This window comes from Arthrobacter sp. TmT3-37 (genome assembly GCF_054510835.1).
The window spans coordinates 89,944-110,959 of the sequence record NZ_JBTNDU010000013.1; the positions used below are offsets into that span (position 1 = coordinate 89,944).

General features: G+C 70.9%; 17 protein-coding genes. 14 read left to right on the forward strand and 3 right to left on the reverse strand.

Features of this window, described 5'->3' with window-relative positions; all coding sequences use genetic code 11:
• Positions 1-549 precede the first annotated feature (549 nt).
• Entirely contained in the window at positions 550-1,224 is a 675-nt protein-coding gene (locus tag ACX80U_RS14825) for a neutral zinc metallopeptidase (protein WP_459268978.1), read from the forward strand.
• Between the two features lie 37 nt (positions 1,225-1,261).
• On the opposite strand, the gene ACX80U_RS14830 is transcribed toward ACX80U_RS14825, so the two are convergent.
• Positions 1,262-2,227 (reverse strand): quinone oxidoreductase family protein, encoded by a 966-nt coding sequence (locus tag ACX80U_RS14830; protein WP_459268979.1) that lies wholly within the window; start codon positions 2,225-2,227, stop codon positions 1,262-1,264.
• A 105-nt stretch (positions 2,228-2,332) separates the two neighbouring features.
• On the opposite strand from ACX80U_RS14830, the gene argC reads away from it, so the two are divergent.
• The 9 genes from argC to ACX80U_RS14875 all read left to right on the forward strand — a co-directional run bounded on the left by argC (position 2,333) and on the right by ACX80U_RS14875 (position 13,337).
• Positions 2,333-3,364 carry an N-acetyl-gamma-glutamyl-phosphate reductase gene (argC, locus tag ACX80U_RS14835; protein WP_133082252.1) on the forward strand — a complete coding sequence of 344 codons (1,032 nt, stop codon included), beginning with the start codon at positions 2,333-2,335 and terminating at the stop codon, positions 3,362-3,364.
• The gene (gene argJ / locus ACX80U_RS14840) at positions 3,361-4,530 is read left to right on the forward strand and encodes a bifunctional glutamate N-acetyltransferase/amino-acid acetyltransferase ArgJ (protein WP_459268980.1); all 1,170 of its coding nucleotides are present in this window, start codon (positions 3,361-3,363) and stop codon (positions 4,528-4,530) included. Before argC ends, argJ begins: the two co-directional genes overlap by 4 nt.
• Before the next feature lie 119 nt (positions 4,531-4,649).
• A complete protein-coding gene (argB, locus tag ACX80U_RS14845) occupies positions 4,650-5,579 on the forward strand; it encodes an acetylglutamate kinase (protein ID WP_459268995.1) in 930 nt (309 codons plus the stop codon).
• Positions 5,576-6,871: an acetylornithine transaminase gene (locus ACX80U_RS14850; RefSeq protein ID WP_459268981.1), complete on the forward strand. Its 1,296-nt coding sequence runs from the start codon at positions 5,576-5,578 to the stop codon at positions 6,869-6,871. Before argB ends, ACX80U_RS14850 begins: the two co-directional genes overlap by 4 nt.
• On the forward strand, positions 6,868-7,830 hold the full coding sequence (gene argF / locus ACX80U_RS14855; protein ID WP_459268982.1) for an ornithine carbamoyltransferase: 963 nt from the start codon (positions 6,868-6,870) through the stop codon (positions 7,828-7,830). Before ACX80U_RS14850 ends, argF begins: the two co-directional genes overlap by 4 nt.
• Complete coding sequence (locus ACX80U_RS14860) at positions 7,827-8,366, forward strand: arginine repressor (protein ID WP_133082257.1); 540 nt, start codon at positions 7,827-7,829, stop codon at positions 8,364-8,366. Before argF ends, ACX80U_RS14860 begins: the two co-directional genes overlap by 4 nt.
• Positions 8,367-8,495: 129 nt before the next feature.
• Positions 8,496-9,698 carry an argininosuccinate synthase gene (locus ACX80U_RS14865; RefSeq protein ID WP_459268983.1) on the forward strand — a complete coding sequence of 401 codons (1,203 nt, stop codon included), beginning with the start codon at positions 8,496-8,498 and terminating at the stop codon, positions 9,696-9,698.
• Positions 9,698-11,239, forward strand: a complete 1,542-nt coding sequence (argH, locus tag ACX80U_RS14870; RefSeq protein WP_459268984.1) for an argininosuccinate lyase — start codon at positions 9,698-9,700, stop codon at positions 11,237-11,239. The genes ACX80U_RS14865 and argH overlap by 1 nt, the downstream gene beginning before the upstream one ends.
• Positions 11,240-11,408: 169 nt before the next feature.
• The gene (locus tag ACX80U_RS14875; protein WP_459268985.1) at positions 11,409-13,337 is read left to right on the forward strand and encodes an ABC transporter ATP-binding protein; all 1,929 of its coding nucleotides are present in this window, start codon (positions 11,409-11,411) and stop codon (positions 13,335-13,337) included.
• A gap of 53 nt (positions 13,338-13,390) precedes the next feature.
• Here the strand turns inward: ACX80U_RS14875 and ACX80U_RS14880 are convergent, their stop codons facing one another.
• Positions 13,391-13,936 carry a methylated-DNA--[protein]-cysteine S-methyltransferase gene (locus ACX80U_RS14880; RefSeq protein WP_459268986.1) on the reverse strand — a complete coding sequence of 182 codons (546 nt, stop codon included), beginning with the start codon at positions 13,934-13,936 and terminating at the stop codon, positions 13,391-13,393.
• Positions 13,933-15,570: a DNA-3-methyladenine glycosylase 2 family protein gene (locus ACX80U_RS14885; protein WP_459268987.1), complete on the reverse strand. Its 1,638-nt coding sequence runs from the start codon at positions 15,568-15,570 to the stop codon at positions 13,933-13,935. Before ACX80U_RS14885 ends, ACX80U_RS14880 begins: the two co-directional genes overlap by 4 nt.
• A 92-nt stretch (positions 15,571-15,662) precedes the next feature.
• Between ACX80U_RS14885 and ACX80U_RS14890 the strand changes: the two genes are divergently transcribed.
• The 4 genes from ACX80U_RS14890 to tyrS are packed head-to-tail and all read left to right on the forward strand — an operon-like array spanning position 15,663 to position 20,532.
• Positions 15,663-16,307 (forward strand): DNA-3-methyladenine glycosylase, encoded by a 645-nt coding sequence (locus ACX80U_RS14890; RefSeq protein WP_459268988.1) that lies wholly within the window; start codon positions 15,663-15,665, stop codon positions 16,305-16,307.
• A gap of 2 nt (positions 16,308-16,309) precedes the next feature.
• Positions 16,310-16,891 carry an adenine phosphoribosyltransferase gene (locus tag ACX80U_RS14895; RefSeq protein WP_459268996.1) on the forward strand — a complete coding sequence of 194 codons (582 nt, stop codon included), beginning with the start codon at positions 16,310-16,312 and terminating at the stop codon, positions 16,889-16,891.
• A 50-nt stretch (positions 16,892-16,941) separates the two neighbouring features.
• A complete protein-coding gene (locus ACX80U_RS14900; protein WP_459268989.1) occupies positions 16,942-19,194 on the forward strand; it encodes a HelD family protein in 2,253 nt (750 codons plus the stop codon).
• 12 nt (positions 19,195-19,206) lie between these two features.
• Entirely contained in the window at positions 19,207-20,532 is a 1,326-nt protein-coding gene (gene tyrS / locus ACX80U_RS14905; RefSeq protein ID WP_133082265.1) for a tyrosine--tRNA ligase, read from the forward strand.
• Positions 20,533-21,016 lie beyond the last annotated feature (484 nt).

Sequence of the window (21,016 nt, forward strand, 5' to 3'; positions counted from 1 at the left end):
TCGATCTACGATTGACGCAGCAACCACGGCGTTGCAACGGTGCTCACCGGGCCGGTTCCCTGCACACAGGCCTCAGATCCACGCGGGAGCTGTGCCGTTTCGGCAGTGGCACGGCCCTGCCCGCTTATCCACCTGGTCCGGCCTGCGCGGGGAGCCGCTCCAGGACCGCAGCAGTCCTTGTCGGAAGCCCTCCCCATGGCCGGCACATCCTCCCGTCCAGCCCGCACCCTCACTCTCTGCCTGCCCGCCCTGTGGCTGCTCGCGGCGTGCACCCCGCCACCGGCCCAACCCGATGTGCCCGTTGATCCTCCTCCGAGCCGTCACGCTTCTTGGGACGGATCCCGATCGTCCGCCCGGACAGGGGCCGCTGAGCCGCAGCGGTGGCCCGGTTCGCCGCGCCCGGGGGCGGAACCGTCGGGGACCGGGCGGACGGCCGACGGCGGGAGATGCCCGCAGGCAGGCACTTCCTGCCTGCTCCCGATGGCACCGGCAATCCCCGCTCGCGTGCCGCCTCGCAGCCGCGTGCCGCAGCCCGGGGCTGCCGGGCCCATGCATTCCTACCTCCTCGGGGTGCTCCGCGACCTCGATACGCAGTGGAGCGCCTGGTTCGACGACAACGGGCTGGGAGAGCCAGTGGTCTACTACACCCTCATCCCGCCGGGGAGAACCCATTCCTCACACTGCAGGGATCCGCACACCTCGCACCGCATCACGGTGGAGCACGACCACCCCAACGCCTACTACTGCCCGGTGGATCCCTACGACCCCGACGACCCGGCGAACCCCCGTCACGCCGGAGACTCGGACAACGGCATGATCATTCTTCCGGTGACCACCCTCCAGCACCTGTGGAGCGCGGGATCCACCACCGGAAGCGCCGGGGAGTTCGCCGTGGCACTGGTGCTCGCCCACGAATTCGGGCACCACGTGCAGCATGAACTCGCGCTCCACTGGTTCGAGGCATCCTCCAACCCGGTTCCGGTGTTCACGGGAGCCAATCGCGAACTGATCGCCGACTGCCTCGCCGGCACGTGGCTCTCCACCCGGTACCTGCCCGAGGCCCTGGGCTCGGCCGCGGTCCACGGGGCGTTCGCGGCCGTCGCGGCGATGGGGGTCGCGCAGTCGGCCACCGGCTACGGGTCGGGCCAGGAACGGCGCGACGCCTTTCTCCTCGGCGCCGCGGGAGGCAGACCCGGGGACTGCATCGCGGCCTACTGGGGATGAGCCGTACATCGCCCGCTTCCCGGCGGCCCGGGACGGCTCAGGGCAGGAGCAGCACCTTGCCCGTGGTGCGCCTGGCCTGGAGGTCCTCGTGGGCCCGTGCCGCGTCGGCGAGGGCGTAGCGCGCGCCGACGCGGACATCGAGCTGCCCTGCGGCCACGGCACCGAACAGTTCCTCGGACCGCCAGCGCCGCTCCTCGGGTGTCAGCAGGTAGTGCGCCAGCGTGGGACGGGTGAGGAAGATCGAGCCACCGCTGTTGAGGCGTTGCGGATCGACCGGCGGCACCGGCCCGGACGCCGCGCCGTAGAGGACGAGCGTTCCGCGGATCCGGAGCGAGCGCAGGGACTCGTCGAAGGTCGCCCTGCCCACCCCGTCGTACACCACGTCCACCCCGGTGCCGTCGGTGAGGTCACGGACCGCGCCGGCGAAGTCCTCGTACCGCAGGACCTCGTCGGCCCCCGCACCGCGGGCCAGCTCCTCCTTCTCCGGCGTCGACACCGTCGTGATCACGCGCGCGCCCTTCGCCTTGAGCAGCTGGATCAGCAGGAGGCCCACGCCGCCGGCGCCCGCGTGCGCGAGGACCGTCTGGCCGGGCTGCACGGCGAACGTCGAGTTGATCAGGTAGTGGGCGGTCATGCCCTGCAGGGGGAGGGCGGCAGCCGTCTCGAGGTCCACGCCGTCGGGCACAGGGAGCGCCTTGTCGGCGTCGACGACGGCGAACTCCCCGTAGGTCCCCTTGCCCTCGGCGAAGGCGACCCGGTCGCCCGTTTCGAAGCCCCGGACGTCCGCACCCACCGCCTCCACCGTCCCGGCCGCTTCGGCTCCCGGCGTGAAGGGATACTGCATCGGATAGGCGCCGCTGCGCTGGTACGTCTCGATGAAGTTCACGCCGGCCGCAGCGACCTTCACCAGGAGCTGCCCGGGTCCGGCATCGGGCCTGTCCACGGTCGCGAGTGTGAGGACGTCCGGACCGCCGGGTTCGGAGACGACGATGGCAGAGGGCATGATGCTGGTCCTTTCGGTGGCGTGTCCTCATGCTATTCCCGCCGCCCCGAATTCGATATGCATGATTATGTGCCGGCATGCATACCCTTGCTGTACGCTGGGCTCATGACGTTCACCGCAGCCGTGTCCGGCGCCAGTGGCTACGCCGGAGGAGAGCTCCTGCGCCTCCTCGCCAACCACCCGGGGATCGAGATCGGCGCGATCACGGCCCACAGTAACGCGGGAGCGCGCCTCGGCGAGCTGCAACCCCACCTTCATTCCCTGGCCGACCGGGTGCTGCAGGAGACCTCGCCCGAGGTGCTCGCGGGGCACGACGTCGTCTTCCTGGCCCTCCCGCACGGCGCCAGTGCGGAGATCGCCGCGCAGCTGTCACCGGAGACCCTCGTGATCGACGCAGGGGCCGACCACCGCCTGCAGGATCCCGCCGCGTGGGAGAAGTTCTACGGATCGGCCCATGCCGGGACCTGGCCGTACGGCCTCCCGGAGCTCCCGGGTTCCCGTGCGGATCTTGCGGGGGCCCGGCGCATCGCCGTCCCCGGGTGTTATCCGACCAGCGCGCTCCTCGCGCTCACCCCCGGCTTCGCCGCGGGACTCCTCGAGCCCGACGACGTCGTGATCGTCTCCGCCTCCGGCACCTCCGGCGCGGGCAAGGCCGCCAAACCGAACCTCATCGGCTCCGAGGTGATGGGCGGGATGAGCCCGTACGGCGTCGGTGGCGGCCACCGCCACACCCCGGAGATCGAGCAGGGCCTCAGCCTCGCCGCCGGCGAGCGCGTCTCGCTGTCCTTCACGCCGACCCTCGCCCCCATGGCCAGGGGCATCCTGACGACCGCGACCGCGAAGGTGCGCGCGGGTGTCGACCATGCCCGGCTCCGGGACGCGTGGGAGTCCGCGTACGCCGAGGAACCCTTCGTCCGCGTCCTCCCCGAGGGCCAGTGGCCCTCGACGAAGTCCGTGCTGGGCTCGAACTACGTGAACCTGCAGCTCGCCTTCGACGAGCATGCGGGCCGCGTGGTCGTCAGCAGCGTCATCGACAACCTCACCAAAGGGACCGCCGGCGGAGCCGTGCAGTCCATGAACATCGCCCTCGGACTCGACGAGACCGCGGGCCTGACCATCCAGGGGATCGCACCGTGAGCATCACCTACCCGGGCGGGTTCCGTGCCGCAGGCGTGGCCGCCGGCCTCAAGAGCACCGGCAAACCTGACGTCGCGCTCGTCGCCAACGACGGTCCGCTGCACAACGCCGCAGCCGTCTTCACCACCAACCGGGTCGCCGCCGCGCCCGTGCTGTGGTCCCGCCAGGTCGTCTCGGACGGACGCGTGGACGCCGTCGTCCTCAACTCCGGCGGCGCCAACGCCTGCACCGGCCCGGAGGGATTCCAGAACACGCATCGCACGGCCGAGGCCACGGCGGAACTCCTCGGCGTCTCTGCGACGGACGTCTTCGTCTGTTCCACGGGCCTGATCGGCGAGCAGCTCCCCATGGACCGGCTCCTCGCGGGCGTGACCGGCGCGGCCGGGTCCCTCGGCAGGGGAGGCGGCCCGACCGCGGCCGAGGCGATCATGACCACAGACACCGTTCCGAAGGAGGCCCGCTACCCGGCGACCGCCGACTCGGCGAGCGAGGGCTACGCGATCGGCGGCATGGCCAAGGGAGCCGGCATGCTCGCCCCCGGCCTCGCCACGATGCTCGTGGTGCTGACCACGGACGCGGCGCTGGATCCCGCGGCCCTCGACGCAGCGCTGCGCGAGGCCACGCGGGTCAGCTTCGACCGTACGGACGCCGACGGCTGCATGTCGACCAACGACACCGTCGTGCTCCTCGCCTCCGGCGCGGCGGGCGTGGCCCCCGACCAGGCGCAGTTCACCGCGGCCCTGACGGACGTCTGCCTCGACCTCGCCGCGCAGCTCATCAACGACGCCGAGGGCGCCAGCCACACCATCGCCGTGCGGACCGTCAACGCGGCCTCCGAGCGCGACGCCGAGACGGTCGGCCGCGCCGTCGCCCGGTCCAACCTCTTCAAGGCCGCCATCTTCGGCAACGACCCCAACTGGGGACGCGTGCTCGCCGCAGTCGGCACGACGGACGCCGCATTCGAACCGGACCGGCTGAACGTCTCGATGAACGGCGTGCAGATCTGCCGGAACGGCGGCATCGGTGACTCCCGCGACCTCGTGGACCTCACCGGGCGCGACGTCACCGTGGAGATCGACCTCGCTGCCGGCTCCGCGTCCGCCACGATCTGGACCAACGACCTCACGCACGAGTACGTGCACGAGAACTCCGCCTACTCGAGCTGACGGGAGACGCCATGACCGACACGACGAACGACACGACGACAGGCACGACACCCGGCACCACACCCGGCACGACCCCGTCGGCATCGACCCTGAGGGCCCAGGACAAGGCCGCCACCCTGATGGAGGCCCTGCCCTGGATCCAGCGCTTCGCGGGCACCACGATGGTCATCAAGTACGGCGGCAACGCCATGGTCGACGACGAGATGCGCCGCGCCTTCGCCGAGGACATCGTGTTCCTGCACCACGTCGGCATCCGTCCCGTCGTGGTGCACGGCGGCGGCCCGCAGATCAACGCGATGCTCGGACGCCTCGGCATCGAGTCCGAGTTCAAGGGGGGACTGCGCGTCACGACCCCCGAGGCCATGGACGTGGTCCGGATGGTCCTCACCGGCCAGGTGGGCCGGGAGCTCGTGGGCCTCATCAACTCCCACGGCCCCTACGCCGTCGGGCTCTCCGGCGAGGACGGCGGGCTCCTCCGCGCCGTCCGCACCGGCACCGTCGTCGACGGCGAGCAGGTGGACCTGGGCCTCGTCGGCGAGGTGACCGCCGTCCACCCCGGCGCCATCCTGGACATCCTGCAGGCCGGCCGCATCCCCGTGATCTCCACGGTCGCCCCGGAGTACGACGCCGACGGCGACGCCACCCAGCAGGTCCTGAACGTCAACGCCGACTCCGCGGCCGCCGCCCTGGCCGCCGCACTCGGGGCGTCGAAGCTCGTCATCCTCACGGACGTCGAGGGCCTGTACGCCGCATGGCCGGACCGCTCGTCGCTCATCTCCTCCCTCTCCGCGGCGCAGCTCCGCGAACTCCTGCCGAGCCTCCAGTCCGGCATGATCCCGAAGATGGCGGCATGCCTGCAGGCCGTCGAGGCCGGCGTGGAACGGGCCCACATCGTCGACGGACGCCTGGCCCACTCCATGCTGCTGGAGACGTTCACCACCGCCGGCATCGGCACGCAGGTCGTGCCCGACGTCGTGCCCGGCGTCGTGCCCACGGGTACCAGATCCACAGGTCCAGCACCCACCGGTCCAGCAGGAGCACAGGCATGAACGAGACCGCCATCGCGACCCATGGACGGCACGCGGCAGCGCCGGCAGCCGATGGCGCCGTCGACGTGCTCACGGGCGGTGACTCCGGCGCGGAGTGGCTCGCGCGCTACAACGGAGCGCTCCTGGGTGTCTTCGGGACGCCGCAGCGCGTCCTCGTCCGCGGGTCGGGCTGCTACGTGTGGGACGCGGACGGTACCCGGTACCTCGACCTGCTCGGCGGGATCGCGGTGAACGCCCTCGGCCACGCGCACCCCTTCGTCACCTCCGTCGTCTCGAGCCAGCTCGCCACCCTCGGCCACATCTCGAACTTCTTCACGAGCCCCACGCAGGTGGCGCTCGCCGAGAAGCTGCTCGCACTGGCACAGGCACCCGCCGGCTCGCGCGTGTTCTTCACCAATTCCGGCACGGAGGCACTCGAGGCCGCCGTCAAGCTCGCCCGCAGGAACAGCACCACCGGGAGGCGCCGCATCCTCGCGCTCGACGGCGCCTTCCACGGGCGCACCATGGGTGCCCTCGCCCTCACGTCCAAGAAGGCCTACCGGGAGCCGTTCGAGCCCCTGCCGGCCGGCGTCGAGCACATCCCCTTCAACGACACCGACGCCCTCCGCGAGGCCATGGACGGCTCCGTGGCCGCACTGGTCCTCGAGCCCATCCAGGGTGAGGCCGGCGTCCGTCCGCTCTCACCGGAATACCTCCGCACCGCCCGCGAACTGACCCGCGAGCACGGTGCCCTCCTGATCCTCGACGAGGTCCAGTCCGGTATCGCGCGGACCGGCCACTGGTTCGCGCACCAGGCGGTCGACGGCGTGGTCCCGGACGCCATGACCCTCGCCAAGGGCCTCGGCGGGGGCTTCCCGGTCGGAGCCCTCGTCACCTTCGGCGAGGACGTCTCGGGGCTGATCGGTGCAGGCCAGCACGGCACCACCTTCGGCGGGAATCCCGTGGCCACGGCCGCCGGCCTCGCCACCCTGCACGCGCTGGAATCCATGGGTGCCCTGCAGCACGCCTCCGACGTCGGCGCGTACCTCCGTGCCGGCCTCACCGCCGTCGACGGCGTCGCAGCCGTCCGCGGCGAGGGCCTGCTGATCGGATTCGACCTCGACGGAGAGCACGCTCCCGCTGCGGTCCAGGCCGCGCTCGCCGCGGGGTTCATCATCAACGCGACCGGTCCGTCGACCCTCCGCCTCGCGCCCCCGCTCATCCTCACCACCGAGCAGGCGGCGACGTTCCTCGACGCCCTGCCCGCCATCCTCCGCACCGCCCAGACCCCAGCCCGGGAGGCATCAGCATGACGCGTCACTTCCTCGTCGACACCGACCTCTCGCCGGCGGAGCAGGCGGAGGTCCTCGACCTCGCCGCGGAACTCAAGGCGGCCCCCTACGCGCACGCCCCCTTCGCGGGAGAGGGCGCCGGACGCAGGACGGTCGCGGTGATCTTCGACAAGACCTCCACGCGCACCCGGGTCTCCTTCGCCGCCGGGATCGCCGACCTCGGCGGCGTGCCGCTCATCATCGGCGCGGGCGACTCGCAACTCGGGCACAAGGAGACCATCACCGACACGGCGAAGGTGCTCGAGCGGATGGTCGCGACGATCGTCTGGCGCACCTACGCCCAGGCCGGACTCGAGGAGATGGCCGCGGCGTCGAGCGTCCCCGTCATCAACGCCCTGTCCGACGACTACCACCCGTGCCAGCTGCTCGCGGACCTCCTCACCATCCGCGAACACAAGGGCGCCCTCGCCGGGCTGACCATGACCTACCTGGGGGACAGCGCCAACAACATGGCGAACTCCTACCTGCTCGCAGGCGCCACCGCGGGGATGCACGTGCGGGTCGCCGGGCCGGAGGGCTACCTGCCCGGACCCGCGGTCGTGGCCGCCGCCGAGGCGCGGGCCGCCGAGACCGGCGGGTCCGTCCTCGTCACCACCGACGCCGCCGTCGCCCTCGCCGGTGCGGACGTCGTCGCCACCGACACCTGGGTCTCGATGGGCCAGGAGGACGAGAAGGCCGCCCGGCAGGAGCTGTTCCGGTCGTACGCCGTGGACGCGGCGGCCATGGCGCAGGCGGCGCCCGACGCCGTCGTGCTCCACTGCCTGCCCGCGTACCGCGGCTACGAGATCGCCGCCGAGGTCATCGACGGCCCGCAGTCCCTCGTGTGGGACGAGGCGGAGAACCGGCTGCATGCGCAGAAGGCGCTCATGACGTGGCTCGTGGCCCGATCCACCGGGCAGGGCCCGGAGCGGACGCCATGACCGTCCAGCGCGATCCCGTGCGTCCCACCACGAAGACGGCGCGGCACGCACGCATCACGGATCTCCTCACGGCGCAGTCCGTGCGCTCCCAGGTGGAGCTCGCCGCGCTCCTCGCCGCGGACGGTGTGCAGGTGAACCAGGGCACGCTGTCGCGGGACCTCGTGGAGCTCGGCGTCGTGCGCGTCCGGGGAGCCGATGGCGCGCTCGTCTACGCCGTGCCCGTGGAGGGCGGCGGCCGCCACGCCCAGAGCGGCGTCTCGCAGGAGATCCTCGACGCACGGCTCGCGAAGCTGTGCAACGAACTGCTGGTGACGGCCGAGTCCTCGGGCAACATCGTCATCCTCCGGACGCCGCCGGGAGCCGCGAACTTCCTCGCCCTGGCCATCGACCACTCCGTGATGCCGTCCATCCTGGGCACCATCGCGGGGGACGACACCGTGATGCTCGTGAGCCGGGAACCCGACGGCGGCGCCGCCGTCGCCGAACGCTTCCTCGGACTCGCACAGGAACCGCAGGGACCCGCCGAGCAGTCCTGACGCCCGCGCCGATAGGCTGGCACCAGTGCGCCCCGCACCACCCTCAGACCACCCGAACCACCTCGTGACACCAGCTACGAACAGACGACCCACGGGCGCCCCGCCCGGACAATCGAAGGAGCACATCCCGTGACCGAACGCATCGTCCTCGCCTACTCCGGCGGACTCGACACCTCCGTCGCCATCGGCTGGATCGCCGAAGCCACCGGGGCCGAGGTGATCGCCGTGGCCGTCGACGTCGGACAGGGCGGCGAATCACTCGAGACCATCCGCCAGCGCGCCCTCGGCTGCGGTGCAGTGGAAGCCTACGTGGCGGACGCCCGCGACGAATTCGCCACCGACTACTGCATGCCCGCCCTCAAGGCGAACGCCCTCTACATGGACGCGTACCCGCTCGTCTCGGCGCTGTCCCGTCCCGTCATCGTCAAGCACCTCGTCGCAGCCGCCCGCCAGTTCGGCGCCACGACCGTCTCCCACGGCTGCACCGGCAAGGGCAACGACCAGGTCCGCTTCGAGGTCGGCATCCAGACCCTCGGCCCGGACCTGAAGTGCATCGCACCCGTCCGGGACCTCGCCCTCACGCGTGACAAGGCCATCGCCTTCGCCGAGGAGAAGGGCCTGCCGATCGAGACCACCAAGAAGAACCCGTTCTCCATCGACCAGAACGTCTGGGGTCGGGCCGTCGAGACCGGCTTCCTGGAGGACATCTGGAACGCGCCGACCAAGGACGTCTACGACTACACCGAGTCGCCCGAGTTCCCGCCCGCCGCGGACGAGGTCACCATCTCCTTCAAGGAGGGCATCCCCGTCGCGATCGACGGCAACGCCGTCACCCCGCTGCAGGCCATCGAGGAGCTCAACCGCCGTGCGGGCGCCCAGGGCATCGGCCGCATCGACATCGTGGAGGACCGCCTCGTCGGCATCAAGAGCCGCGAGATCTACGAGGCGCCCGGCGCGATGGCCCTCATCGCCGCACACCGCGAACTCGAGAACGTGACGATCGAGCGCGAGCAGGCCCGCTTCAAGAAGACGGTCGACCAGCGCTGGACCGAACTGGTGTACGACGGCCAGTGGTTCTCCCCGCTCAAGCGCTCGCTCGACACGTTCGTCGACGACACGCAGAAGTACGTGACCGGGGACATCCGCATGGACCTCCACGGTGGCCGTGCAACGGTCACGGGCCGCCGTTCCGACGTCGCCCTCTACGACTTCAACCTCGCGACCTACGACTCCGGCGACACGTTCGACCAGTCGATGGCCCGCGGCTTCATCGACATCTTCGGCCTCTCGTCCAAGGTCGCATCGAGCCGGGACCAGCGGGCAGGCGCCTGATGGTCCCACAGCACGACGGCGGCCCACGAGCGCAGGGGTCCCCGGCCGAGCGAAGCGAGGGTGGGGGGCGCCCGGTGGGCCCACGAGCGCAGGGGTCCCCGGCCGAGCGAAGCGAGGGTGGGGGGCGCCCGGGGACGAACGAGGGTTCGCTGTGGGGCGGCCGGTTCGCCGGCGGCCCCGCCGACGCCCTCGCCGCGCTGAGCAAGTCGACCCACTTCGACTGGCGGCTGGCGACGTACGACATCGAGGGCTCCCGCGCGCACGCGCGCGTCCTGAACAGGGCCGGACTGCTCGACGACGCCGAACTGGCCGGCATGATCGATGCCCTGGACCGCCTCGACGCCGACGTGCGATCGGGCGCCTATGTCCCGGCCGAGAGCGACGAGGACGTGCACGGGTCGCTCGAGCGCGGCCTCATCGAGCGTGCGGGGCCGGCCCTCGGCGGCAAGCTGCGCGCCGGCCGCTCCCGCAACGACCAGGTGGCGACGCTGGGACGGATGTACCTGCGGGACCACGCCCGCATCATCGCCCGCGGCGTCCTCGCCACGATCGGCGCGCTCGTCGACCAGGCGGAGGCGCACCTCGAGGCGCCGATGCCCGGGCGGACGCACCTGCAGCACGCCCAGCCGGTCCTGCTGAGCCACCACCTGCTCGCCCATGCGTGGGCACTGCTGCGCGACGTGCAGCGGCTGCAGGACTGGGACCGCCGTGCGGGGGTCTCGCCCTACGGCTCGGGAGCGCTCGCGGGTTCGTCGCTGGGTCTCGATCCCGAGGCGGTGGCAGCGGACCTCGGGTTCTTCTCGGCGACGCACAACTCCATCGACGGCACGGCCTCACGCGACGTGTACGCCGAGTTCGCCTGGGTGACCGCGATGATCGGCGTCGACCTCTCCCGCGTGAGCGAGGAGATCATCCTCTGGGCCACGAAGGAGTTCTCCTTCGTCACCTTGGACGACGCCTTCTCCACCGGATCCTCGATCATGCCGCAGAAGAAGAACCCCGACGTCGCCGAACTCGCGCGCGGCAAGGCGGGCCGGCTGATCGGTGACCTGACGGGCCTGCTCGCGACGCTCAAGGGCCTGCCGCTGGCCTACAACCGCGATCTGCAGGAGGACAAGGAGCCCGTCTTCGACGCCGTCGACACCCTCGAGGTGCTGCTGCCGGCCGTTTCCGGGATGATCGCGACGCTGGTGTTCAACACCGCCCGCATGGCGGAGCTCGCACCCCAGGGTTTCGCCCTGGCGACCGACATCGCCGAGTGGCTCGTGCGTCAGGGCGTACCGTTCCGGGAGGCTCACGAGCTGTCCGGTGCTGCCGTCCGCGTCGCCGAGCAGCGCGGGGTCGAGCTGTGGGACCTGACGGACGAGGAATTCGCGGGCATCTCCGACCACCTGACGCCTGCCGTGCGCGAGGTGCTGACGGTCGAGGGATCACTGGCGAGCCGTGACGCCCAGGGCGGCACGGCTCCGACCGCCGTTCGGCGCCAGCTCGCAGCGCTGCGGACCGGACTCGAGGGCGTCGAGGGGTACCTCGCCGCCTGACCGCATGCCGGACGGCGCGGCTGCCCGACGGAGCCGCGCCGCCCGGCGGAGTACCGATCGCCGCTACCCCTGCCGGTGGCAGCCGCCGCTACGGTGGTCGGGATCAGCCGCCGCTACGCCTGCCGCGAAGGGCTTTGACACCCGCCAGGGCCCGGCGCACTGTGTGAGGATGCAGCCCACCGCACCGCGTGCCACCCTGCGGGAGTTCTTCCCCTATCTGAGGGGACACGTGCGTGTGCTCCTCCTCGTCGCCGTCGTCTCCCTCGTCTCCACCGGCCTGTCGATCGCGCAGCCGCTGATGGTCCAGCAGCTCGTCAACGCCGTCTCCGCGAGCCGCCCGGCCACCGTGTTCGTCTGGTTCCTGGTCGCCATCACGCTGGGTGGCGCCGTGTTCGGGGCCGCGCAGTCCTACCTCCTGCAGCGGACGGCGGAGTCGGTGGTGCTCGGCGTGCGGCGGTCCCTGGTCGGGCAACTCCTGGCGCTGCCCATCCGGGAGTTCGACAGGAGGCGCGTCGGGGACCTCATGTCCCGGGTGGGGTCCGACACGACCCTGATGCGCAGCGTCATCACCTCGGGTCTCTTCGAGATCGTGTCGTCCATCCTGATGTTCTGCGCCGCCGTGGTCCTGATGGTGCTGATCGACCCGCTGCTGTTCGGGATCACGCTGTCCGCCGTCCTCCTCGGCGCGGGCGGGGTACTGTTCCTCGGCCGCCTCATCCGCCGGCGGAGCCGGGACGTGCAGGATGCCGTGGGATCGATGACGGCGGCGGTGGAGCGCGGCCTCTCGGGCATCAGGACCATCAAGGCCTCCGTCGCCGAGGATCGCGAGGCCGCCGTGATCGACGTCGAGGCGTCGCGGGCCTATCGCGCCGGCATCGCCATGGCCCGCCTGCAGGCCGCCGTCCAGCCCATCATGTCGATCTGCATCCAGGGCGCCTTCATCGTGGTTCTCGCCGTCGGCGGGATCCGCGTGGCTGCGGGAGAGCTGCGGCTCGGCGACCTGATCGCGTTCATCCTCTACCTGTTCCTCCTCGTGATGCCGATCGGGTCGGCGATGAGCGCCTTCGTCCAGATCCAGTCGGGCCTCGCCGCGCTGGACCGCATCCAGGAGATCGCCCGGCTCGACCCGGAGCGGGCGGACGAGGCCCGCCCCTTCCCGGCGACGGGCGAAGCATCGATCCGGGAGCCGGCGCCGGAGACGGCGGCGGCGCTCCGGGACGCGTCGGCGGGACCCTTCCGCACGATCCGGGCAGCCGGTCCACGCGCAGGTTCGATCGAGCTGCGCGATGTCACCTTCCGCTACGCGTCGGACGCTGAGGACGGCGGCGCGACGGCGGCCCGTTCCCCGGACGGGACCGACTCGCCGATCCCTCAGGGCCGCCCGGACGCGGAGGAGCCTCCGGGCGAGGGCCGACCCGTGCTCGACGGCGTCAGTTTCACCGTCCCCGCCGGGAGCAGGACGGCGCTCGTCGGTCCCTCCGGTGCCGGGAAATCCACGGTGCTGGCGCTGCTGGAGAGGTTCTACGAGCCCACGGGCGGCAGCATCACCTACGACGGCACAGCACTGTCGGAGATGCCGCGCTCCGAGCTCCGCTCACGGATCGGCCTCGTCGAGCAGGAGGCGCCGGTCCTCAGCGGGACGCTGGCCGACAATCTCCGGCTCGCCGCCCCTGACGCCACGGACGTCCAGCTCCGCCGCGTCCTGTCCGCCGTCGGCCTCGATGCGCTCGGGGACCGAACCGCCGACGGGCTGCACCTCAACCTGGGGGAGGACGGCATCCGGCTCTCCGGCGGGCAACGGCAGCGCCTCGCCTGGGCACGCGTGATCCTCGCGGACCGTCCGGTCCTGCTGATGGACGAGCCGACCTCCGCCGTGGATTCCCGGACGGAGCAGTTGCTCCAGCAGACGCTGGGGGAGGCCTCGCGTGATCGCACCGTCGTCGTCGTCGCGCACCGCCTGTCGACCGTGGCGGACTTCGACCAGATCGTGGTGCTGGACCAGGGCCGGGTCACGGCCGTCGGGACGCACGAAGAACTGCTGGAGGAGAGTGATCTCTACCGCGACATGGCTTCCCGCCAGCGACTGGTGGCGGCCTGACCGGGTGCGGTCGGTGCTGGTGCCGTGCTTCCTGCTGTGCCGGCTCTCCCTGCTCAGAAGGCGGTCGAACGCCCTGCCTCGCGGTCGAGCAGCCGCTGCTTCACCGGCAGTCCCCAGCGGAAGCCGCCCAGGGACCCGTCGGTGCGGATGATCCTGTGGCACGGCACGAAGAGGGCGGCGGCGTTCTTCGCGCAGGCGCCAGCAGCGGCACGGACGGCGGTGGGATTGCCCGCCCGCTCGGCGTACTGGAGGTAGGTGACGGGCGCCCCCGGCTCCACCGTGCGCAGGATCTCCCACGCGTGTGCCCGGAAGGGTCCCGAGACCTGCCGCACGCGCACCGCGGTGATCGCGTCGAAATCGCCGTCGTAGTACCGGGACACGGCGTCGAGGATGGGCTGCACGGCGGACGCCGCCGGGTCGAAACTCGCGGCCCTGATGCTCGGATGGATCTGCCCGGTCAGGTCGGTCGCCAGCTCCGTCCAGCCGGAGGAGAGGACGGAGCCTTCCGCCTCGATGACGGTGAACGGGCCGTCGGGGGTGTCGACCGTGGTGGTGGTCGCTCCGCGGAGGAGCGGAGGTGCGGCGAGCGTGGTGGTCATGGCTGTGTGTCCGTTCGATCGATGGGAACAGGGTACGCGGTCGCCGGGACGACGGGGGTCGGCGGCCCGACGACGGCGGTGTCGTCCGGCGCCCCGGCGGCACGCCAGAGGTGCAGCATCGCGTAGGAGCGCCACGGCCGCACCTCGGCCAGGGCCTCGCCCAGGACCGGAGGGGACGGGAGATCATCGGCATCCGGAGGGCGCCGCGCGTCGGCAGGTACTGCGCGGTGGTCGGTCCGTCCGACGAGCCGCGACCAGCCGCTGCGGACCGCGGCATCGGAGGGCAGGGAGACGTCCGGGTGGCCGAGGACGCGCATCGTGACGTAGTCCGCCGTCCACGGCCCGACGCCGTCGAAACGCAGGAGGTCCGCGCGCAGTGCGTCGGGATCGGATCCCACGCCGAGTTCCAGGGTGCCCGAGGCCAGCGCCCGTCCCACCGCCCGCAGGGTGCTCCTGCGGCGGCGCGGCCCGCGGAGGAGCGGTTCGGGCATGTCGGCGAGCTCGTCGGCGGTCGGGAACATCCTGTCCAGGTCCGTACCCGGGGCCTCGACCACCGGGCCGGCAACGGCGAGGCGGCCGAGTGCCCTCGCCGCGGCAGCGACGGTGACCTGCTGGCCGACGATCGCACGGATCAAGGTCTCCCCGGCATCGAGCGATCCGGGAAGGCGCATGCCGGGTGTGGCAGCGACCAGGGCGGTGAGGTACCGGCTGCGGGCGAGCGCAGCATCGATCGCCACCGGATCGGCGTCGAGGTCGAACAGGCGACGGATGCGGCTCAGGAGCGCCGGCAGGTCCCGCAGCCCCGCGACGGACACCGTCACCGGCAGCACCGCCTGTCCCTCACCGCGCGCCTCGACGGCGCCTGCCCTGAACCAGGCCGGTCCGGCGGGCAGGCGGAGCAGCCGCTCGTAGGTCCGGTCCGTGCCTCGCTCCACGCCGTCGATCGCACGCGCGGCGAGGAAACGGAAGATCCCGTTGTCGTACGGCAGCCTCACGGGAAGGGACAGCGACAGCCGGAGGGGTCCGCCGACCTCGACCGCGCCGCCGTCCGCGCCGCCGTCCGCGCCGCCGGACCGCTGCCGGGAGGCTTCCCGCACCTGACGCGGGGTGAGGTCGAAGACCTGCTGCACCGTGTCGTTGAACTGCCGGATACTGCCGAACCCGGCGGCGAAGGCGACATCGGCGAAGCGCAGCGGCGAACCCGTGAGCAGGGCACGCGCCGTCTGGGCGCGGTGCGCCCGGGCCAGGGCGAGCGCGCCTGCACCGAGTTCGTCCTTCAGGATGCGGTTGAGGTGCCTGGGGGAGTACCCGAGGCGGGCAGCGAGGCCGGGAACGCCTGTCCGATCCACCTCGCCGTCGGCGATGAGACGCATCGCCCTCGCCGCTGCGTCGCTGCGGAGGTTCCATTCCGGATCGCCGGGAACCGCCTCGGGGAGGCATCGCTTGCAGGCGCGGTACCCGGCGTCGTGGGCGGCGGCAGACGTCCGGTAGAAGGTGACATTGGACGGCTTGGGGGTCCGCGCCGGGCATGAGGGGCGGCAGTAGATGCCCGTGCTCGACACGGCGGTCACGAACTGCCCGTCGAAGCGCACGTCACGCCCATCGATTGCCCGGTACTGCTGCCAGAAGTCCATGCCGCCATCCTGCCACCGGCCGCAGGCTCGAACTAGCGGGATTCGGACATGGCCGCGGGCCTCCTCGGTCGGGGCTTTGCTACCGTCGACGGGTGATCGAGGACAGCGGAACACGCGAGGACATCCGGACCAGGCTCGGTGGCAGCGCGCTCGACGTCGCCCCCTGGCTCCTGGGCGCACACCTCACCCACCAGGACGACGACGGCGGCGTCACGGTACGCATCTCCGAGGTGGAGGCCTACCTCGGCCCCGACGATCCGGGCTCCCATGCGTTCCGGGGACGGACCGCCCGGAACGCGACCATGTTCGGGCCAGCCGGTCACCTGTACGTCTACTTCACCTACGGCATGCACTACTGCGCCAACATCGTGTGCGGCAGCGACGGACGGGCCACGGGTCTGCTGCTGCGCGCCGGCGAGATCGTCGAGGGGGCGGACCTCGCGCGCGCCCGACGCAACCAGCCGGCGTCGGACCTCGATCTCGCCCGCGGCCCGGCGCGCCTCGCGCAGGCGCTCGGAGTGGATCGCCGGTTCGACGGCGCCGACGTCCTCGCAGATCCCTTCCGGCTCGTCCTGCCCGGCGAGCCGCCCGCGGCGATCAGCCGGGGGCCGCGCGTCGGCGTGAGCGGTGTCGCCGGCACCGGGGAGTACCCGTGGCGCTTCTGGCTCCCGCAGGACCCGACCGTCTCCCGGTACCGTCCGGGCAGACCGCCCGCAGCCCGTAAGGTTGATCCGTGACGATGAGCGGAGCGGACGCCGGGGAAACCCCGGCCCGGGCACCAGGTACAGCGGGACTCGCAGCCGACGCGAGGGAAGCCATCGACCGCCTGAGTGCCGTCGTTCCCGACTTCCCGTCCCCGGGCATCCTGTTCCGCGACCTCACTCCCGTCTTCTCCGACGCACGGGCCTTCCGTACCGTCGTTGATGCGGTGTCGGCGCCGTTCACCGGGTCGTTCGACGCCGTGGCAGGAGTCGAGGCCCGTGGCTTCCTCCTCGCGGCCGCCGTCGCCTATGCGACCGGCACGGGTGTCGTCACCGTCCGGAAGGCGGGCAAGCTCCCGCGCGCGGTGTACCGGGAATCCTACGATCTCGAATACGGCCAGGCAGCACTCGAGATCCACCAGTCGGACCTGCCCGCCGGTGCGCGCGTCCTGGTGCTCGACGACGTCCTCGCCACGGGCGGAACACTCGTCGCGGCCTGCGCGTTGCTCGAAAAGGCCGGCGCCGTCGTCGTGGGGTGCGGTGTCGTCCTCGAGCTCGGGGACCTGGACGGGCGGATCAGCCTGGCGGGACGGACCGTCCACGCGCTGGAAACCGTGTGACGCCCACCGCGCTAGAATTGACGGTCCGCCTTTGAAGAAGGAAGTGCCCGATGCACGAGACATCCCAGGCCAACGCCGAGCTGGACTACGAGCGCGTCTACGTCGACGGGCTGTACCGCCGTCTCGATGAACTCCGCGCCGAGAAGGCCCAGCAGCTCGCCGAGGTCCGGCGCACCCAGGCGGCGGGTTCCCACCAGAACCGGTCGGAGCGCGACGCGTTCGCCACCATGTACGAGGATCGCCTGGCCCAGCTGAACGCCGTCGACGATCGGCTGGTCTTCGGTCGACTCGACCTCGACAGCGGCGACAAGCGCTACATCGGGCGCATCGGTCTCTCCGACGAGGAGCTCCGCCAGCTGATGGTCGACTGGCGCGCGCCGGAGGCGGGCACCTTCTACCAGGCCACGGCCTTCGAGCGCATGGGCGTCCGACGCCGGCGCCACCTGATCCTGTCCCGGAGGGACGTCGTCGCCATCGAGGACGACGTCCTCGATGTGGACCTGCTGGGCGACGACGATTCGCTGCAGGGGGAGGGAGCCCTGCTCGCGGCACTCAACTCGCGGCGCACGGGGCAGATGTCCGACATCGTCGGGACCATCCAGGCGGAGCAGGACCGCATCATCCGCGCCCCCCTCCCCGGTGTCACCGTCGTCCAGGGCGGCCCGGGTACCGGCAAGACGGCTGTCGCGCTGCACCGGGCCGCGTACCTCCTCTACACGCACCGGGAACGGCTGAAGTCGGCGGGCGTGCTGCTGGTCGGGCCCACCGACGCCTTCATGAAGTACATCGAGCGGGTCCTCCCGTCCCTCGGCGAGACCGGGGTCGTCATGGCCGGGATCGGGACCCTGATGCCGGGCGTGACGACGGTGCAGGAGACCAGCGAGGAAGCCGCCGCCATCAAGGGCCGGCTCGAGATGGCACAGGTCATCAGGACCGCCGTCGCCAACCGCGAACGGGTGCCCGCCGAGAACAAGCGCCTCAACGTCGAAGGCACCATGCTGACGCTCACGCCCCGCCAGGTCTCCCGGGCACGTGAGCGCGCGCGCGCGACGGGGAAGCCGCACAACGAGGCCCGCGTCACCTTCGTCAAGATCCTCCTGCGGGAGCTCACCGAGCAGTTGCTGGACAAGCTCGAGGAGTCGTCGGGTGGTGGGAACAACGCCGACCGTTCCTACCTGGCCGAGGACGTCCGGAGCGCACGCGACGTGCGGATCGCCCTGAACCTCGCCTGGATGCCCCTGACGCCGCAGAAGCTCGTCTCGGAGTTGTTCGCGCGCCCGGAACTGCTGCGTGCGGCAGCGCCGGGCCTGAGCGACGACGAACTGGCCGCGTTGGCCCGACCGGCCGACGCTCCGTGGACCGAGGCGGACGTACCCCTGCTCGACGAGGCGGCCGAACTGCTCGGCGACCTCGATCCCTCCGCCGGGCGTGACAGCGCGGCCCGCGAGCAGGAGCAGAAGCGCGATCTCGCCAACGCCGAGCGCGCCCTCGAGAACGTCAACGCCTCGCTCGAGGATGCCGGGGTGGACGGTGTGCTGACGGCGGCAGAACTCGCGCAGCACAACGCCGTGTCCGCGAGCCGGCTGTCCGCCGCCGACCGCGCCTCCGGGGACCGCACGTGGGCCTACGGGCACATCGTGGTAGACGAGGCACAGGAGCTGTCCCCGATGCAGTGGCGACTGCTCATGCGGCGTTGCCCGTTGAAGTCCTTCACCATCGTCGGCGACATCGCCCAGACCAGTTCCGCCGCGGGATCACGGTCCTGGCAGCAGGCGCTCGAGCCGTTCGTGGGCGACCGCTGGCAGCTCGAGGAGCTGACGGTCAACTACCGCACCCCCTCCCAGATCGCCGAGGCAGCCGTGCGGATGGCCAACGCGGCGGGCCTGGTCGTGTCGGCTCCCAAAGCCGTGCGGGAGGGGAGGTTCGCACCCGTGCTCGATACGGTGCAGGACCTCCTGCCCGCCCTGGTGCGCGCCCTGCCGGAGGAACTCGCGGCGATCGACGGCGGTCTGCTCGCCGTCATCGCACCGGAGGACCTCCTGGCCGACGCCCGTGCGGCGCTGGCACCCGGGTACGGCGACCGCGTGGGGTCCGGTGCGGGTGGTCCGGGCCAGGACATCGTCGTCATCGGTCCCCGCGAGTCGAAGGGACTCGAGTTCGACGGCGTGGTCATCCTCGAGCCCCAGGAGATGCTCGACTCCGCTACGGCGAGGGTCGGAGACCTGTACGTGGCGATGACACGCCCCACCCAGCGCCTGCGCGTCATGTCCACCGGCCGAATTCCCGCTGGTATTGCCGGCTGATAATTTGTAGGGGTGTCCCAGCAAACAGATACCCCGGTCAGTGGCCTCGAGGGCCAGCGCAACGATCCGTCCTTCGCGAGCATCTACGACGAGCTCGTGTGGCGTGGGCTGGTCTATGTGTCCACCGACGAGGGTGAACTGAGGGAACTGCTGGCAGGACCGCCCATCACGTTCTACTGCGGGTTCGACCCGACGGCCCCGAGCCTGCACCTGGGCAACCTCGTCCAGCTCCTGACCATGCGACGGCTCCAGCTCGCCGGGCACCGGCCCCTGGGCCTCGTCGGGGGCTCCACGGGCCTCGTCGGCGATCCGCGGCCGACGGCGGAGCGGACGATGAACACGAAGGAGACCGTCGCCGAGTGGGTCGGCTCCCTGCAGGGGCAGGTGCAGAAGTTCCTCGACTTCGACGGCGGCAACGCCGCCCGGATGGTGAACAACCTGGACTGGACCGGTCCGATGAGCGTCATCGACTTCCTGCGCGATGTGGGCAAGTACTTCCGCGTGGGCACGATGATCAAGAAGGAGACCGTGGCCAAGCGGCTGAACTCCGACGAGGGCATCAGCTACACCGAGTTCAGCTACCAGATCCTGCAGGGCATGGACTACCTGCAGCTGTTCCGTGAGTACGGATGCGTCCTTCAGACCGGTGGCTCCGACCAGTGGGGGAACCTGACCAGCGGCACCGACCTGGTGCGCAAGGTCGAGGGTAAGGGCGTCCATGCGATCGGTACCCCGCTGATCACCAATTCGGACGGTACGAAGTTCGGCAAGAGCGAGGGCAATGCCATCTGGCTGGACGCCGCGATGACGAGCCCGTATGCGATGTTCCAGTTCTGGCTCAACACCTCGGACGCCGACGTCGCCGAGCGCCTGCGGATCTTCACCTTCCGTACCCGCGCCGAGATCGAGGAGCTGGAGCGGGCGACGGCGGAGCGTGCGCACGAGCGGGCGGCGCAGCGAGCGCTGGCGTACGACGTGACCTCGCTGGTGCACGGGGTCGAGGCGACCGAGAAGGTCATCGCCGCGTCCGCGGCGCTCTTCGGCCAGGGCGATCTGGGTGGGCTCGACCTCGCCACGCTGCAGGCTGCGACGGCGGAGCTCGAGTCCGTCTCCGTCGCGAAGGACGGACTCGGGATCATCGACCTCCTGGTCGCGTCGGGGCTGTCCGCGAGCAACTCCGCGGCCCGCCGGACCGTCGCCGAGGGTGGCGCGTACGTCAACAACACGAAGGCCACGGACGCCGACCACAGGTTCGGCGACGAGGACCTGCTGCACGGTCGGTACCTTCTTCTCCGCCGCGGCAAGCGGAACCTCGCGATGATCGACGTCGTCCGATAGGTCCTCCTCGTCCTGCCTTTCGTGCCGGCATCCCCATCCGGGGGTGAGGGCACGTCTGTTCCCGGGGCGCCGTATCGGTGGGGCGCGGGTGGATTTGCCGGTGGGGCGGGATGGTCGTATAGTTGTGGAGTTGCCCCGGTGAGGGTGACCATCCCCTTCAAATCATGTGGTGGGTTCGTGCGCTCTTGAGCGGTAGCGGATTTACCTTTTATTTGTGGTGGTTTGGCTCTTGTTGTTGTTTCTTTGGTCGGGCATTACGCCATGACGGGGGATTTGACAAGGGAAAAAGAAATGAAATAAGCTGTGAATGTAACGGCGAGGGAAAACAAGCCCGGAAGCGTGGAAACGCTGGGGTTCGTGAGTAATCGTTTGTTCCTGTTGTTTGAGAACTCAATAGTGTGCCAAGTTTGTTGATACCGATTGTTTTTTGATTGGTTGAATTTGCTGGTTGCCGCACCCCGTGTGGTGGCTGGTTTTTTTGGCT